General features: G+C 73.1%; 13 protein-coding genes. 8 read left to right on the plus strand and 5 right to left on the minus strand.

Features of this window, described 5'->3' with window-relative positions; genetic code table 11:
• Positions 1-138: 138 nt before the first annotated feature.
• On the plus strand, positions 139-1,347 hold the full coding sequence (metK, locus tag ACGFYV_RS01500) for a methionine adenosyltransferase (protein ID WP_393876280.1): 1,209 nt from the start codon (positions 139-141) through the stop codon (positions 1,345-1,347).
• 82 nt (positions 1,348-1,429) lie between these two features.
• Here metK and ACGFYV_RS01505 read toward each other — a convergent pair whose 3' ends face one another.
• The 4 genes from ACGFYV_RS01505 to ACGFYV_RS01520 are packed head-to-tail and all read right to left on the minus strand — an operon-like array spanning position 1,430 to position 6,730.
• The gene (locus tag ACGFYV_RS01505; protein WP_393876281.1) at positions 1,430-2,611 is read right to left on the minus strand and encodes a hypothetical protein; all 1,182 of its coding nucleotides are present in this window, start codon (positions 2,609-2,611) and stop codon (positions 1,430-1,432) included.
• Entirely contained in the window at positions 2,608-4,554 is a 1,947-nt protein-coding gene (locus tag ACGFYV_RS01510; protein ID WP_393876282.1) for a hypothetical protein, read from the minus strand. Before ACGFYV_RS01510 ends, ACGFYV_RS01505 begins: the two co-directional genes overlap by 4 nt.
• The gene (locus tag ACGFYV_RS01515; protein WP_393876283.1) at positions 4,551-5,285 is read right to left on the minus strand and encodes a toll/interleukin-1 receptor domain-containing protein; all 735 of its coding nucleotides are present in this window, start codon (positions 5,283-5,285) and stop codon (positions 4,551-4,553) included. The genes ACGFYV_RS01510 and ACGFYV_RS01515 overlap by 4 nt, the downstream gene beginning before the upstream one ends.
• Before the next feature lie 53 nt (positions 5,286-5,338).
• Positions 5,339-6,730 (minus strand): helix-turn-helix domain-containing protein, encoded by a 1,392-nt coding sequence (locus tag ACGFYV_RS01520; RefSeq protein WP_393876383.1) that lies wholly within the window; start codon positions 6,728-6,730, stop codon positions 5,339-5,341.
• Positions 6,731-7,044: 314 nt separating this feature from the next.
• On the opposite strand from ACGFYV_RS01520, the gene ACGFYV_RS01525 reads away from it, so the two are divergent.
• Positions 7,045-9,192, plus strand: a complete 2,148-nt coding sequence (locus ACGFYV_RS01525) for a primosomal protein N' (RefSeq protein WP_393876284.1) — start codon at positions 7,045-7,047, stop codon at positions 9,190-9,192.
• Between the two features lie 301 nt (positions 9,193-9,493).
• On the opposite strand, the gene ACGFYV_RS01530 is transcribed toward ACGFYV_RS01525, so the two are convergent.
• On the minus strand, positions 9,494-10,036 hold the full coding sequence (locus ACGFYV_RS01530; protein WP_393876285.1) for a hypothetical protein: 543 nt from the start codon (positions 10,034-10,036) through the stop codon (positions 9,494-9,496).
• A 228-nt stretch (positions 10,037-10,264) separates the two neighbouring features.
• Here ACGFYV_RS01530 and fmt point away from each other — a divergent pair, with 228 nt between their 5' ends.
• The 6 genes from fmt (at position 10,265) to ACGFYV_RS01560 (ending at position 15,857) form a co-directional block, all read left to right on the plus strand.
• Positions 10,265-11,197 (plus strand): methionyl-tRNA formyltransferase, encoded by a 933-nt coding sequence (gene fmt / locus ACGFYV_RS01535; protein ID WP_393876286.1) that lies wholly within the window; start codon positions 10,265-10,267, stop codon positions 11,195-11,197.
• A gap of 256 nt (positions 11,198-11,453) precedes the next feature.
• Complete coding sequence (locus tag ACGFYV_RS01540) at positions 11,454-12,872, plus strand: RsmB/NOP family class I SAM-dependent RNA methyltransferase (protein ID WP_393876287.1); 1,419 nt, start codon at positions 11,454-11,456, stop codon at positions 12,870-12,872.
• A 162-nt stretch (positions 12,873-13,034) separates the two neighbouring features.
• Positions 13,035-13,721, plus strand: coding sequence for a ribulose-phosphate 3-epimerase (gene rpe, locus ACGFYV_RS01545; RefSeq protein WP_393876288.1), 687 nt, complete (start codon positions 13,035-13,037; stop codon positions 13,719-13,721).
• Positions 13,722-13,811: 90 nt separating this feature from the next.
• The gene (locus tag ACGFYV_RS01550; protein WP_393876289.1) at positions 13,812-14,855 is read left to right on the plus strand and encodes a sugar-binding transcriptional regulator; all 1,044 of its coding nucleotides are present in this window, start codon (positions 13,812-13,814) and stop codon (positions 14,853-14,855) included.
• A 190-nt stretch (positions 14,856-15,045) separates the two neighbouring features.
• A complete protein-coding gene (locus ACGFYV_RS01555) occupies positions 15,046-15,531 on the plus strand; it encodes a ribonuclease domain-containing protein (protein ID WP_393876290.1) in 486 nt (161 codons plus the stop codon).
• Positions 15,528-15,857 carry a barstar family protein gene (locus ACGFYV_RS01560; protein WP_393876291.1) on the plus strand — a complete coding sequence of 110 codons (330 nt, stop codon included), beginning with the start codon at positions 15,528-15,530 and terminating at the stop codon, positions 15,855-15,857. The genes ACGFYV_RS01555 and ACGFYV_RS01560 overlap by 4 nt, the downstream gene beginning before the upstream one ends.
• Positions 15,858-15,958: the final 101 nt, after the last annotated feature.

The following is a 15,958-nucleotide window of genomic DNA, read 5'->3' on the forward strand; positions in this document are numbered from 1 at the left end:
CACAGCGCTTCCGAGAGGCGAGACAGGTGGGCCGGCGGCCGAGTGGGACCCGTAAACTGTTCTCGGACGACGCCAGGCGCAGCCCTGTGCCCGTCCGTAAATGATCAGCCAGCAGCCGCTGCAACCCCAGGGAGCGTTGTGTCCCGTCGCCTGTTCACCTCGGAGTCCGTGACCGAGGGTCACCCCGACAAGATCGCTGACCAGATCAGCGACACCATTCTCGACGCGCTTCTGCGCGAGGACCCGGCCTCCCGGGTCGCCGTCGAGACGCTGATCACCACCGGCCTGGTGCATGTGGCCGGCGAGGTCACGACCAAGGCCTACGCGGACATCGCGACCCTGGTCCGCAACAAGATCCTCGAGATCGGCTACGACTCCTCGAAGAAGGGCTTCGACGGCGCCTCCTGCGGTGTCTCCGTGTCGATCGGCGCGCAGTCCCCGGACATCGCGCAGGGCGTCGACACCGCCTACGAGAATCGGGTCGAGGGCGACGACGACGAGCTGGACAAGCAGGGCGCCGGCGACCAGGGCCTGATGTTCGGCTACGCCTCCGACGAGACGCCGACCCTCATGCCGCTGCCGATCTTCCTGGCCCACCGCCTGTCGAAGCGGCTGTCCGAGGTCCGCAAGAACGGCACCATCCCCTACCTGCGCCCCGACGGCAAGACGCAGGTCACCATCGAGTACGACGGCGACAAGGCCGTCCGCCTCGACACGGTCGTGGTCTCCTCGCAGCACGCCTCCGACATCGACCTGGAGTCCCTGCTCGCCCCGGACATCCGCGAGTTCGTCGTCGAGCCGGAGCTGAAGGCCCTGCTGGACGAGGGCATCAAGCTGGAGACCGAGGGCTACCGCCTGCTGGTCAACCCGACCGGCCGCTTCGAGATCGGCGGCCCGATGGGCGACGCCGGCCTCACCGGCCGCAAGATCATCATCGACACCTACGGCGGCTTCGCCCGCCACGGCGGCGGCGCCTTCTCCGGCAAGGACCCGTCCAAGGTCGACCGTTCGGCCGCCTACGCCATGCGCTGGGTCGCCAAGAACGTCGTCGCCGCGGGCCTGGCCTCCCGCTGCGAGGTCCAGGTCGCCTACGCGATCGGCAAGGCCGAGCCCGTCGGTCTCTTCGTCGAGACCTTCGGCACGCACAAGGTCGACCCCGAGAAGATCGAGAAGGCGATCGACGAGGTCTTCGACCTCCGCCCGGCCGCCATCATCCGCGACCTCGACCTGCTCCGCCCGATCTACGCCCAGACCGCCGCGTACGGTCACTTCGGCCGTGAGCTTCCCGACTTCACGTGGGAGCGCACCGACCGCGTGGACGCCCTGCGCGAGGCCGCGGGCCGCTAGCCCCGCACCGCTTCACCCAGTTTCACCCAGCTTCACTCACCGAGGCCCGGTCTCTCCTGCGGGGGCCGGGCCTCGGCGTCGGTCAGGGGTGATGAGGCGCTCCGCCGGGCTCCCCGGGGCCGTCCGGATCGTCTTCTTCCTGATCGCCCCCTTCCTGGCCGTCTCCTGGTGGCACGGGGCCGGCGTCGTTTCTGTGCGGTGGTGCGGACGGGACACCGAAGCGGCGGCGGATCTCGTCGGCCGCCGCCTCGTTCCAGGGCGCGACCGCCAGCGCGATCTGATCGGCGATCAGCGCGCTCTCCTTCTCGCCGGGAGGGAAGTCCACCGTCCGGAAGAAGTCGGCCAGCAGGTCGGCGGGGCCCGCGGTGCGCTGCGCGGTCGGCGACTCGTGCGTGAACGGCGATTCCCGCGCGAACAGTGACTCCTGCGGGGCCGGCGGTGCCTGACCTCCAGGCGAGGGCGGATACGCCTCCGGGACGAGATGGCGGAAGGGCTCGTCGACCTCCCGGTCGTTGGCGGCCGACGAGAGCCGGGCCAGCAGGCCGATGTCCTTGACGGTCTTCTCGACGTGCTCGTCGTTCCTGGCCAGCCACCACACCACGGCCTGGCCCGTGCTCGTCAGCACGTCGTTGCTGAGGTACTCCCGTTTGTTCTGCTCGTACCTGCGCTGGTGCTCCCAGACGGCCTCGTCCTTGCGGATGGCCGCGAGGCGGTCCAGACGTTCCCGGTCCTCGTCGGCGAGGGAGAGTTCCACGTCGAGGGCCATGGCCCGCACGTGTCCCTCGCCGTCCGGCTCCATGACGCCGAGCGCGGCGTCGAGTCGATGCCGGAGGAAGGAACTGCGGAAGGGCTCGACGTCCGCCGCGACCCGGCTCGCCCGGGACAGCACGGACTCCACCGCGAGCGCGCCGGGGTTGATCAGCTGCGGGCCCGTGACGGGGTCCGTCGGGCACCAGCGCACCCGGGCCGAGAACAGGAAGTCGTAGTCGGGGAAACCGCTGGGCAGCGGGACCCGGGTCACGTACACCTCCTGTCGTTCCACGGGCGGAGGGGCGGGCTGCTCGATGAGTGAACCCTCGGGGAACGGATCCCGCCTCCGCGCGCGGATCGCCGCCTGGGTGGCGACGGCCCACACCGCGAACAGGAGCACGAGGGCGCCGAGCCACATCCACGGGGACCAGCGCAGCCACAGCCCGACGATGAGGACCATCAGCGTGCTGATCAGACTGAGGAACGCCGAGACGGCCTTCTGACCCGAACTCATGACGGGGACACCTCCGGATCGGGAGACCGCGGCACGAAGCGTTCGCGTTGCGCCGTGTTGATGGAGTGCAGCAAGCGGGAGGCCAGCTGGGGCGAGACGGTGCGACGCGCGTCCGCGTAGATGCGGCTGAGCACCCGGTAACGCGTGTCGGAGGCGTCGACCAGGATGCCGACCGCCGCGTCGACGAGCGGCTCGTCGTCCACGGCGAGCATCGCGTCCGCGCCGGTCAGCCAGTTGGATGCGGCGCTCGCCCAGTGATCCGGGTCGAGCAGGTCGAAGGTCATGCGCCAGCAGGCGGTGAGCCAGTTCCGCGTCGACCGCGCGAGAAGGAAGTTGCCCGGAAACGCGACAAGGCCGAGGAACAGCCGCACGTCGGCCCGGTGGTGCCGGGTGGACTGCGCGGTGGCGATCCGGGCGAGGAGGCGGCGCTGGAGCAGGCTGTCGTGGTTCACGTAGGCCAGGAGTGCGCTGCGAGCCAGATCAGAGCCTGGGGGCTCGTTGCGGGCCAGGTGGTGGAGGCGGACGAGCGCGGGTTCCGGGTGGTGGACCGACATCACCTTCGCGCAGACCTCGGTCAGTACCTGGCGCAGATCGCGGGTGACGGACGACGTGCTCCAGCTGTAGATCTTCGCGCGGAACGCGCCGCCCGCACTCTCGTCCTCGACTCCGTGTTTGAGGAGATGTGCCGCCGCCCGGACCTCGGTCGCCCGTACCTCGGTCGCGCGGGGCTCCGACTCGCGTGTCCAGTGCGTGACGAGGCCGGTGAGCCGGTCGAGGTCGCGCGTCCTCAGGCACAGCTCCGTGTAGCGCTCCACCATGCGCTCCAGGTCCCTGTCGTGCAGGTCGCGGAGCGCGAGGACCTCGGTCAGCCAGCCGGTCAACGGGTTCCGGATGTCAGGCAGTTCGTGCCAGAAGTGCCGGCGCGCCGCCACCGCGAAGCCGGAGCGGGTGAAGCGCACGCGGGAGTCGGCGTCGATACCGGCGTCCACGGCGTCCAGACGCCGGGAGAGCCCCTTGTGTTCGAGCAGTGGCCGGTTGTCGGGTTCGGACCCCATGGCGTTCACCAGAAGGTTCGTCGCATCGTGCACGACCTCGGCGCGCGCCCCGTGCAGCATGGCCGTGGTGAGGAACAGCGCGCGTTGCCGTCCCATGTGCAGCTGAGGAACCAGCTTGTCGACGTCCGGGGAGCAGTCCGTATGGGCGGCCAGGGCCGCCTCGCACCGAGCGGCGAAGCCACGGGTGCCGGGCGCGGCAGCGATGCGCTCGGCCAGCCGGGCCAGGTCGTGCAGCGGATGCGCGCCGGCGAGATACGCCAAGAGGGCGGGCGGGGTGCGTGTGCGCACGTGCTCGTCCACGCCGGCCAGCCGCAGATGGCGGACGAGCGCCTCCGCGCGCTCCACTTCGCCCGTCTCCCAGCTGAACTCGGCGAACTGCGAGGAGAGCTGGTCCCTGAAGTCGTGCGGGGGCACGATCGCGAGGTAGGCATGCCTGCTCAGCACCTCGTGCCGGAAGCCGGACAGTTCGCCCTGGACGTCGAGCCAGGCCTGGCCGTCCGCGGCGGACAGGTCGAGGAGCATCCGGTCCCGTTCACCGATCAGGTCGGGGGCGAGCAAGCGGCGGGTGTTGCCCTCGGGCTTGTCCGGAGTCAGCTCGTGATAGGTGCCGCCGCCTTCGCGCGGAAGTTCGCACAGCAGCACCCGGGCCGCCGAGCTTCTTCCGCTCCCCGGTTCCCCGTGGACGATGACCGTGCGCTTGTTCGCCAGCAGGTCGTAGGCGTCGTTGATGCCCTTCGGCCGGGCGAACTGGCGCTGCAGGCGGACGAGCTGGTCCTCGGCGACCCGGCGGGGGGTGGCAGAAGGCGTGTTCAGGAGGTTCTGGCCGCCGCCGGCTCCCCCGAAGTGCATGTTGTAGTTGTGGTGGACGTCCCGGTACCCCTCGTTCATCGCTCGACGTCCGACTCCTGGCGCGAGCCCCCGAAGCTCTGGCGGATGCCGCCGTTGTTGTCGCCCTCGACGTAGGTGCCGCCGTCGCGCATGTGCACGGAGCGGGAGCCGGGGCCGATGTGGAAGACGCCGTGGGCGTCCTTGACGCTGCTGACGTCCCTGACGCTGCTGATGTCGCCGTTGACCGTGTGCGCCTGGACGGATGTGCCGTGCACGTCGCCGGCGGTGTTCTGTGTCGTACCGGACGGGGTGTCCTCGTGAGCCTCGTGGTCGGCCGCGGCGAGTTCGGGTACGAGCCTGGCCAGGGCGTCTCCGATCTGCTTCAGGTCGTTCTCGTTGTTGCGGTGGTCGTACCGCAGCCCCTGGCAGTCCGCGAGTTTCGCCAGGTTCCGGGGCAGCTGCTCCCGGGTGGGGCGTTCCGTCGTACGACCGAGCAGGACCGGTATGACCCGGATGTCGCAGAGGAAGGCCTCCTGGATCTCCCTGCTCACCCAGTCGTCGGCGTCACCGAGCCGGCGATGGCCGATCCAGCCGGGGCCGATGAGGGCGAGGAGCACCCCGCTGCGGCGTACGCCCTGGATGAGGTGCCCGTCGAAGGGAGTGCCCGGCGGGATGGACTTGCTGGCGTAGTAGATCCGTTCCGTGCCGAACCGTGTGGACAGCGCGCCCTGGATGGTGGCCGCGGCCTGGTCGCCGTCTCCGGAGCGGTAGTTGATGAAGACATCGGACATGACGAATCGGCCTTTCTGCCGTGGGGAAGGGAGAGGAGCGGCTGCCCGTGTCGCTAGTGGGCGAGGGTGAGGACAGCCGTGAGCTGCGGGGCGATGGCCAGGTACGAGCGGCTGCGTGAATGCCGCGCCAGCGTGCGGGCGAGGCGGCGCAGGTCGGTGGCCACCGTCGCGGACGCGACATGAGCGGCCGACGGCAGGAGCTGCCCGGTCAGCTCGCAGGCGTGATCGATCTCGCCGGCCACCGCGTGTGCCAGGGCACGCCGGACGCCGTAGCGGACCTGGGTGCGCCAGGCCTGGGCGGGCAGCCGCGCGCACTCGCGGTCGAGGATCTCGGCGGCGGCCCGTGGCCTGCCCAGGTCCACGAGGCACCAACCCGTGATCATGGAGGCGGGGTCGCCGAGGTGTGTCGTGCCCAGGACGGGCGATCCGCTCGCGGCAGAGGAATCCTCGGCCAGGAGCACACGGGCGCGGTCCAGAGCGCTCAGGCAGGCCGTGTGGTCCCCCGCCAGCGCGTGCCCCTGGGCCTCGCGCTGGGCGGCCAGGCCCCGGATGCGCGGGGGCAGCCGGCCGGAGCCCGCACCCTCGGCCAGCGCCACGGTGTCCGCCGCGTCGCCGCGGTAGTAGGTCACCAGGGCGCGGCGCACGAGCGCGTACGACGCCAAATCGTGGTCGCCCGATGCGTCGGCGAGGTCCACGGCGTGCCGGGTCCACCGCAGGGCGCCCGTCTCGTCCCCGGACTCCTGGGCCAGCCAGCCGGTGAACTCGGCGAAGCGTGCCGCCAGGGCCAGCAGGTCCCGGCCGGTCCGGGCGCCCGACCGCACGGCCATCGAGCGCAGCGCACGCGTCTGCTCCGCCAGGACCGGGACCAGTACCTCGGGCGGCGACAGCTGGGCGATACGGCGGTACTGGTCGAGCAGCACCCGCGAACTGCCCACCAGGGTCTCGCCGGCGAGTGCGTCGGCGCCGGCGCCGCCCGGTCGCAGCTCGGCCACCTTGGCCGCGAGGACCGAGGCGGCACCCGCGGCGATCACCTGACGACGGGACGGTGCCCCCGGATGCGACGGGTCCATGGGCGCTCCCGGAGCCTCTGGGGTCTCTCCCGTCGCCTCTCCCGTCGCGTCGATGCCGGCGGGTAACACCGGGAGGAGAGCCGTGGGCGCGGGGTCATCGGGCGTGGGTGCTGTGCCATGGGGCGTGGGCGTGGTGCCACGGGGTCGGGGAGTGGGCGACGGGGCCGGGACGAGCCGGGTGAGCGCGCCCCGCGCGTCGAGCGCGACGTCGCACAGGCGGGCCAGCTCGACGGTCGGGCGCTTCCTGCCTGTCTCGATCTTGCTGAGCTGACCCTTGCTGTAATGCACCACGGACGCGAGCTGCGTCAGCGTGAGCCCGGCCGCGATGCGCAGCCTGCGCAGTTCAGCGCCGAACACAGGCGACTGCTCCAGCACCTGACCCCCCTCGTGCCGACGACGCCGGTGCTCCCGGTCGTTCGGTGACTCCAGCGTCGTCACAGCGTCCGGCACGAGCAAGGCGGTCGGCGATGTTTCCCGTTTCCCGTTCTGATACCGGGGTGAGGCACGGCGGCACGCACGAGTGGGGTGGGGCGGCTGAAAGAGCCGGTGAAATGGCCGGTGGGGCGGGCTTGCGCGAGGGGACGCCGATGATCTGCCGGTGCGTGGGCCGCGGTCGCTCCGGTGGGGGTGCACCCGGGAGGGACGGTGGAGCGGCGCGGTTGTCAGTGCCGTTTGGTAAGAATGCAAGCGTGAGCAGCGAGAACGTGCCGGGGGACGGCGGGGCCGAAGGGGCGCCGCCGGAGCAGCTCGCGCTCATCCGGGAGAGCGTGCGGGGGGCCAAGGTGCCCCGGGCCAAGCCGCGGACCTGGCGGGGGGCCGCGCTCGCGAAGGAGCTTCCCGTCGCGCGGGTGCTCGTCGACAAGGGCGCGCTGCATCTCGACCGGTACTTCGACTACGCGGTGCCCGAGGAGCTGGACGCCGAGGCGCAGCCCGGGGTCAGGGTGCGGGTGCGGTTCGGGGCCGGGCGGCACCGGGTGCGGGACGGCCGCCGTGAGGGCGGCGGGCTCATCGACGGGTTCCTCGTCGAGCGGCGTGCGGAATCGGACTACTCCGGACCGCTGGCCGCACTCGCCCAGGTCGTGTCGCCCGAGCGCGTGCTGGGCGAGGAGCTGCTGGGGCTCGCGCGGGCCGTCGCGGACCGGTACGCGGGCAGCCTCGCCGACGTGCTGCAGCTCGCCGTGCCGCCCCGCAGCGCGCGGGCCGAGCGGCGGGCGTCGCCCGCGCCCCTGCCACCGCCTGCCGCGCCCGACGCGGGGTCCTGGACGCGGTACGAGCACGGGGCCGCGTTCCTGGAGTCCCTGGCCTCCGGGGGAGCGCCCAGGGCGGTGTGGAACGCGCTGCCGGGCCCCGGGTGGAGCGAGGAACTGGCCCGTGCCGTCGCCGCCACGCTCGCCTCGGGGCGGGGCGCGCTCGTCGTCGTACCGGACGGGCGGGCCGCCGCGCGGGTCGACGCCGCGCTGGCCGCGCGGCTCGGCGAGGGCCGGCACGCGCTGCTCACCGCCGACGCGGGGCCCGAGAAGCGGTACGCGCAGTGGCTCGCCGTCAGCAGGGGGTCCGTGCGTGCCGTCGTCGGGACGCGGGCGGCCATGTTCGCGCCCGTGCGCGACCTCGGACTCGTGGCCATCTGGGACGACGGCGACGACAGCCACAGCGAGCCGCACGCCCCTCAGCCGCATGCGCGCGATGTGCTGCAGTTGCGGGCCGCTCTGGACAAGTGCGGCTTTCTGCTGGGGAGTTGGAGTTGCACGGTGGAGGCCGCGCAGCTCGTGGAGAGCGGCTGGGCGCGGCCCCTGGCCGCCGGGCGCGAGCAGGTACGACGCGCCGCCCCCCTCGTACGGACCGTCGGTGACGACGACCTCGCGCGCGACGAGGCCGCCCGCGCCGCCCGGCTGCCCACCCTCGCCTGGCAGGTGGTCCGGGAGGGGCTGCGGCACGGACCGGTGCTCGTCCAGGTGCCCCGGCGCGGTTACGTGCCCCGCCTCGCCTGCGCGCGGTGCCGGGCGCCCGCGCGGTGCCGGCACTGCTCCGGGCCGCTCCAGGCGCAGGACGCGGGCGCGCTGCGGTGCGAGTGGTGCGGGCGCGAGGAGGGCTCCTGGCACTGCCCGGAGTGCGGCGGCTTCCGGCTCCGGGCCCAGATCGTCGGGGCGCGCAGGACCGCCGAGGAACTGGGCCGCGCCTTCCCTGCCGTACCGGTGCGCACCTCGGGGCGTGAACACGTGCTGGACACCGTGCCGGGCGCGCCCGCGCTGGTCGTGAGCACCCCGGGCGCCGAGCCGGTGGCCGAGGGCGGTTACGCCGCCGCCCTGCTGCTCGACGGCTGGGCCATGCTCGGGCGTCCGGACCTGCGGGCCGGCGAGGACGCGCTGCGCCGGTGGATCGCGGCGGCGGCACTCGTACGACCGCAGGGCGACGGGGGGACCGTGGCCGTCGTCGCCGAGCCGACACTGCGCCCGGTCCAGGCACTCGTGCGGTGGGACGCCGTCGGGTACGCGGTGCGGGAACTGGCCGAGCGGGCCGAACTGGGATTCCCGCCGGTGTCCCGCATGGCGGCCGTTTCCGGGACCGAGGAGGCCGTCGCCGAGTTCCTGGGAACCGTCGAACTGCCCTCGGACGCCGAGGTGTTGGGGCCGGTACCGGTCCCGCCCACCCTGCCCGGACGGCCCCGCAGACCCGGAGCGCCCCCGCCGGGCGAGCACTGGGAGCGGGCCCTCGTCCGGGTGCCCCCGGGAAGCGGCGCCGCGCTCGCCACCGCCCTCAAGACAGCCCAGGCCGCGCGGATGGCACGGGGGAGCGGGGAGCCGGTACGGGTGCGGATCGATCCGCCGGACATCGGCTGAGGACGGGCTCCGCCGGACGCCGGTTGGGGTTCGGCTGGGGTTCGGCTTGGCCGGGCGGCGGCTGGGATTTGGCTGGGGAGGGTCGGCTCTGCCGGGCATCGGCGGGGATCGTCTTTGCCGGGCACGGGCACGGGTACGGCACTGGCTGGGGGCGGCTTCGGTGGGCGCCGGGTGAGGGGCTGGGGCCGCAGCGGGGGACAGTGGCCGAGGGGCCGGAGTCGCGGGGCGTCTGCCGAGGGGCGGCCGGGGTTCAGGCACACGGCTGCCCTCCCGGTGATGTCCGGGAGGGCGGGGAGGGCGGTCAGCCGTTGCGGGGGCCGGGGAAGGCGGTGGGCCTCGCGTCGTCGCGGAGGGCGGAGCTGCCGGCGGTCGGCTGCGTCGGCATGGAGCGGGCCGCGGGGACGGTCGGCACCGTCGGCAGGCCGGTGTTCACGTTGAGCGTGCAGGCACCCGACGCCTCCGTCGCGCGCTCGTTCTCGGCGGCTGCCTGGGCCGCGGCGCGGCGGGCGCCGTAACGGCGGTGCACCGCCTGCTTGGTGACTCCGAGGGCCGAGCCCACCGCGTCCCACGAGAAGCCGAGCGAACGGTCGAAGTCCACGGCGGCCGTGACCAGGGTCTCGACACTGTCCCGGAGTTCCTGGGCGAGGCGGACCGTGGGGGCGGGGGCGCGTCCGTAGACGACGAAGCCCGTGGAGGGGCCGGAACGGCGCGGGCGGTAGACATTGCCCAACTGGGCGGTGAGGGTGCGCAGCGCGTCCACCTGCCGGCGGACCCGCTCGATGTCCCGCACCAGCAAGTGCAGGCTGGCCCGGGCCTGGGCGTCGTGGGTTGCGTGGTCGGCCATGAACAAGCCTCTCGAACCGGCGTTGAAAGGAATTGGGCCGCCGAATGCGGCCCTTTGTGGTCAACTCTTTCTTGACCAACGCGTTTGCGCTCCGCTGGTCACGGGGTGGGGGCGCGCGGGCATATGCGTACGCCGCCCATGCGTCGCACACCACCCGTTGCCCGGGGAGCGGAGTCATAGACTTGTGCGCTGCCCGTCCGATCCCGCCCGAGAGGCCCAAGCCCACCCATGAAGCTCGTCTTCGCCGGTACCCCCGAGGTCGCCGTTCCCGCCCTGGACGCCCTGATCGCCTCCGGGCGGCACGAGGTGGCCGCCGTCGTCACGCGGCCCGACGCGCCGGCCGGGCGGGGCCGCAGGCTGGTCGCGTCGCCCGTGGCCGAGCGGGCGGAGGAGGCCGGGATCGAGGTCCTGAAGCCGGTGCGGCCGAGGGATCCCGAGTTCCTCGAGCGCCTGGCGGAGATCGCCCCGGACTGCTGCCCCGTCGTCGCCTACGGCGCGCTGCTGCCCCGGGTGGCGCTGGACATCCCCGCGCACGGCTGGGTCAACCTGCACTTCTCGCTGCTGCCGTTGTGGCGTGGGGCCGCGCCCGTGCAGCACGCCATCATGGGCGGGGACGAGATCACCGGCGCCTCCACCTTCCTCATCGAGGAGGGACTCGACTCCGGGCCCGTCTACGGCACCGTCACCGAGACGATCCGGTCCACCGACACCAGCGGCGACCTGCTCACCCGGCTCGCCTTCGCAGGCGCCGGGCTGCTCGCCGCGACGATGGACGGCATCGAGGAGGGCTCCCTGAAGGCCGTGCCGCAGCCGGCCGACGGCATCACCCTCGCCCCGAAGATCACGGTCGAGGACGCCCAGGTGGACTGGGCCGCGCCCGCGCTGCGGGTCGACCGGGTCGTGCGCGGCTGCACGCCGGCGCCCGGCGCCTGGACCACCTTCCGGGGCGAGCGCCTCAAGCTCGTCCACGTCACGCCCGTGCCCGAGCGCACCGACCTCACCGTGGGACAGCTGGCGGTCGGCAAGAACAGCGTGCACGTGGGCACCGGGTCGTACGCCGTCGAACTGCTCTGGGTGCAGGCGCAGGGCAAGAAGCCGATGCGGGCCGCCGACTGGGCGCGCGGAGTGCGCATCGCCGAGGGCGAGACGCTCGGCGGCTGAGGCTCCGCGAGGCGGCTGAACCCTCGCCAGGCGGCGGTGAGGCTCCGCGAGACGGTGGTCAGGCCCCGCGAGGCGGCGGTCAGGCTTCGCGAAGCGCTGGTGAGGGCGCGCCGACGCGGTGGTGAGGCCCCGCGATGCGGCGGTGAGGCTCCGCGAGGCGGTGGTGAGGCCGCGAGGCGGCGGTGAGGGTGTGCCGGCGCGGCCGACGTAGGCTGGGAGGCGCATCCTCTTTCTTCACATCCGGAGCACCTTTTTCGTGAGCGAGCAGTCCCGTCGGCCGCACAGGCCCGCCAAGCCCTACCGCCGTCCCCAGAAGGACGCCGTCCGCATCCTCGCCTTCGACGCGCTGCGCGCCGTGGACGAGCGGGACGCGTACGCCAACCTCGTACTGCCGCCGCTGCTGCGCAAGGCCCGGGAGAAGGGCGACTTCGACGCCCGGGACGCGGCCCTCGCCACCGAGCTGGTGTACGGGACGCTGCGCCGCCAGGGCACGTACGACGCCGTCATCGCCGAGTGCGTGGACCGGCCGCTGCGCGAGGTCGACCCGCCGGTGCTCGACGTGCTGAGCCTGGGCGTCCACCAGTTGCTCGGCACCAGGATCCCGACGCACGCCGCCGTGTCCGCCTCCGTCGAGCTGGCGCGGGTCGTGCTCGGCGACGGACGGGCCAAGTTCGTGAACGCCGTGCTGCGCAAGGTCGCGCAGCACGACCTCGACGGATGGCTGGAGAAGGTCGCGCCCCCCTACGACGAGGACCCCGAGGAGCACCTCGCCGTCGTGCACTCGCACCCCCGCTGGGTCGTCTCCGCGCTCTGGGACTCCCTCGGCGGCGGCCGTGCCGGTGTCGAGGAGCTGCTGGCGGCCGACAACGAGCGGCCCGAGGTCACGCTGGTCGCGCGGCCGGGCCGGGCCACCACCGAGGAACTGCTGCGCGAGGACGCCGCCGTGCGGGGGCGCTGGTCGCCGTACGCGGTGCGGCTCACCGAGGGCGGCGAGCCGGGTGCGGTGGAGGCCGTGCGCGAGGGGCGGGCCGGCGTGCAGGACGAGGGCAGCCAGCTGGTCGCCCTCGCGCTCGCGAACGCCCCCCTCGACGGTCCCGACGAGAAGTGGCTCGACGGGTGCGCCGGTCCCGGCGGCAAGGCCGCGCTGCTGGCCGCCCTCGCCGCCGAGCGCGGGGCCACGCTGCTCGCCTCCGAGAAGCAGCCGCACCGCGCCGGTCTGGTCGCCAGGGCCCTGGCCGGCAACCCGGGGCCGTACCAGGTCATCGCCGCCGACGGGACCCGGCCGCCGTGGCGGTCCGGCACCTTCGACCGGGTGCTGATGGACGTGCCCTGCACCGGGCTCGGCGCGCTGCGCCGGCGCCCCGAGGCACGGTGGCGGCGGCGCCCCGAGGACCTGGACAGCTTCGCCCCGCTCCAGCGCTCCCTGCTGCGCACCGCCCTGGACTCCGTGCGCGTCGGCGGGGTCGTCGGCTACGCCACGTGCTCTCCGCACCTCGCCGAGACCCGCGCGGTCGTCTCCGACGTGCTCAAGCAGCACCCGCACGCCGAACTGATCGACGCCCGCCCCCTCCTCCCCGGCGTCCCCGACCTCGGTGACGGCCCCGACGTCCAGCTGTGGCCCCACCTGCACGGCACGGACGCCATGTACCTGGCCCTGATCCGCCGAACCGGCTGAATCGCCGCCCGGAGCGGCGCCCCAAAGGGGCGCGGGGCTGTATCGATGTGCGGCTCCGCCGCGTGGGCGCGACCAGCCCGCACGGACCCGCAGCAAACGTACGACCGCAACCGCCGCGGACCTGACTCGGCCTACCCCCGCAGGGCATGGCACGCTTGGGGCATGGCCGCGCAGATCAACCCCAGCATTCTGTCCGCCGACTTCGCCCGCCTCGCGGACGAGGCGAAGGCGGTCGAGGGAGCCGACTGGCTCCACGTGGACGTCATGGACAACCACTTCGTCCCGAACCTCACGCTCGGCGTGCCGGTCGTGGAGTCCCTGGCCCGTGCCACGGACACCCCGCTCGACTGCCACCTGATGATCGAGGACCCCGATCGCTGGGCCCCGCAGTACGTCGAGGCCGGCGCCTCGTCCGTGACCTTCCACGTCGAGGCGGCGGCGGCGCCCGTGCGCCTCGCCCGCGAGATCCGCGCCAAGGGGGCCCGCGCCTCCATGGCGCTGAAGCCCGCGACGCCGATCGAGCCGTACGAGGACCTGCTGCCGGAACTCGACATGCTGCTGGTCATGACGGTCGAGCCGGGCTTCGGCGGCCAGGCGTTCCTGGACATCATGCTGCCGAAGATCCGCCGTACCCGTGAGCTGATCGCCAAGCACGGTCTCCAGCTGTGGCTGCAGGTCGACGGCGGTGTCTCGGCCTCGACGATCGAGCGCTGCGCGGACGCGGGAGCGGACGTGTTCGTGGCGGGCTCGGCGGTGTACGGTGCCGCGGACCCCGCGGAGGCGGTGCGGGCACTGCGTGCTCAGGCCGAGGAGGCGACCGCCAGGGCGTCCTGGGCATGCGACCACTGAGCCACGGCAACGTGAACGGTTGAGAGAACGGGCCCGATCAGGGCAGATCAGTTCCGCCGAATCTGCAAGGATGAACGGCGAGTCCAGAGTGTGAACAGCAGTGAGGAGATCGCCGTGTCGGGTATGTCGGCGGGCCGGTCAGCCATGCGGATGGGACCCGCTGAGCTGGTGCAGGCGGCGGCCATGGCCCGCCGCTTCTACCTCGAGGGGAAGTCCAAGATCCAGATCGCGGAGGAGTTCGGCGTCAGCCGCTTCAAGGTGGCCCGGGTCCTGGAGACCGCCCTCGAACGGGATCTCGTACGCATCGAGATCCGCGTGCCGGCCGAGCTGGACGCCGAGCGCTCCGACGCGCTCCGTGCCCGGTACGGCCTCAGGCACGCCGTCGTGGTCGAGTCCCCGGCCGAGGCGGAGGAGACCCCCGACCCCGAGAACCTCGGGGAGGTCGCCGCCGACCTGCTCGGCGAACTCGTCAACGAGGGGGACGTGCTCGGGCTGGCCTGGGGCCGGTCCACCATCCACATGGCGGCGGCGCTCGACCGGCTGCCGCCGTGCACGGTGGTGCAGCTGACGGGCGTGTACGACGCCGGGACCGCCGAGCGCGGCTCGGTGGAGGCGGTCCGCCGCGCCGCCCAGGTGTCGGGCGGCGACGCCCACCCCATCTACGCGCCGATGCTGCTGCCGGACGCGGCCACCGCGGCGGCGCTGCGCAACCAGACCGGGATCGCGCGGGCCTTCGAGTACTTCGACAAGGTCACGGTCGCCTGTGTCTCCATCGGCTCCTGGGAGCCGGGCATCTCGACGGTGCACGACATGCTCAGCGACGAGGAGCGGGCGCACTACGCCTCGCTCGGTGTCGCCGCCGAGATGTCCGCGCACCTCTTCGACGCCGAGGGGCGCAGGATCGGGCGGGACCTGGGGGAGCGGTGCATCACGGTCAAGGCGGACCAGCTGCGCCGTATCCCGGAGGTCGTGGCGATCGCGGGCGGTCAGCGCAAGGCGCCGGCGATCGACGCGGTGCTGCGCTCCGGGCTGGTCACCAGCCTGGTGACCGACACCTCGGCCGCCGACGCCCTGATGACGGCGGGCCCGACGCCTAAGCCGGCACTCAGCCGCGCCGACCCCGACGGGATCTGAGGGGACCTGCGAGAAATCGCCGGACCCGGCGAGAGCCGGTTGGAGCCGACGGGAACCGTCTGCAACCAGCCGGAATCAGCCGGATCCGGCTGGAACTCGCTGGGGCTGGCCGGCACCGGCTGAGGCTCGCCGGATCTGGCGGCGGGTCGTGGTGAATCCGTGCCGGGACGGCCGTGGCAGCATCGGCGGCATGCTGCTGCGGTCCGTCCTGCCACCGGTCCCGCGACGCTTCCCGCGTCGCGTCGTCCCGCGAGCGCTCGCGGGACTCCTCGTCTGTCTCTCCGTCCTCGGTCTCTCCGCCCTGCTGACGGGATGCTCGTCGCACACGGGCACCTCCACGGCGTCGGCCAGCGCCCCGGCGTCCTCGGTCACCGCCCCCACCCCGGGCTGGGCCGAGGGGACGGCCACCGTCCAGGCGTCCCGGCTGCCGACCGAGGCCCGTACGACCCTCGCCCTGATCGACAAGGGCGGACCCTTCCCGTACGCCCGGGACGGGATCGTCTTCGGGAACTTCGAGGGGCACCTCCCGAAACACCCACGCGGCTACTACCACGAGTACACGGTGCCGACCCCGGGATCCCGCGACCGCGGGGCGCGGCGGATCGTCACCGGGCAGGGCGGGGAGATCTACTACACCGATGACCACTACAACTCGTTCCGGGCGGTGCTGAGATGAGCGAAGACCTGACGGGCCGGCTCGCGGTCACCCTCGACCTCGTGGACGTCACGGACAAGGCGGGCCTGATGGACCGCGTGGCGAGCGCCCTCGCGCTGCCCGACTGGTTCGGCCGCAACTGGGACGCGCTGGTCGACTCCCTGTCCGACCACACCGTGTGGCCCGAGCGGGCCGTCGAACAGGGGCTGCTGATCGTCGTACGCGACTGGCGGCCGTTCGCCGAGCAGAACCCGCAGGAGTGGGGGACCGCGCAGGACGTGTTCGCCGAGGCGGTCGACCGCACCCCCGCCCTCGCCGTCGTCCTGGCCCTTGGAGGATCCTCCTAAAGCCTCTCCGACCAGCCTGGATGTTCTGTGGGGGGATGATCCGCCCTCCGTCATGGGACAATGAAGTACGTGCTCTTTTCCCCCCGGCGCACCCGTCGGGG

This window comes from Streptomyces sp. NPDC048297, from assembly GCF_043201585.1.
Taxonomy (GTDB): domain Bacteria; phylum Actinomycetota; class Actinomycetes; order Streptomycetales; family Streptomycetaceae; genus Streptomyces.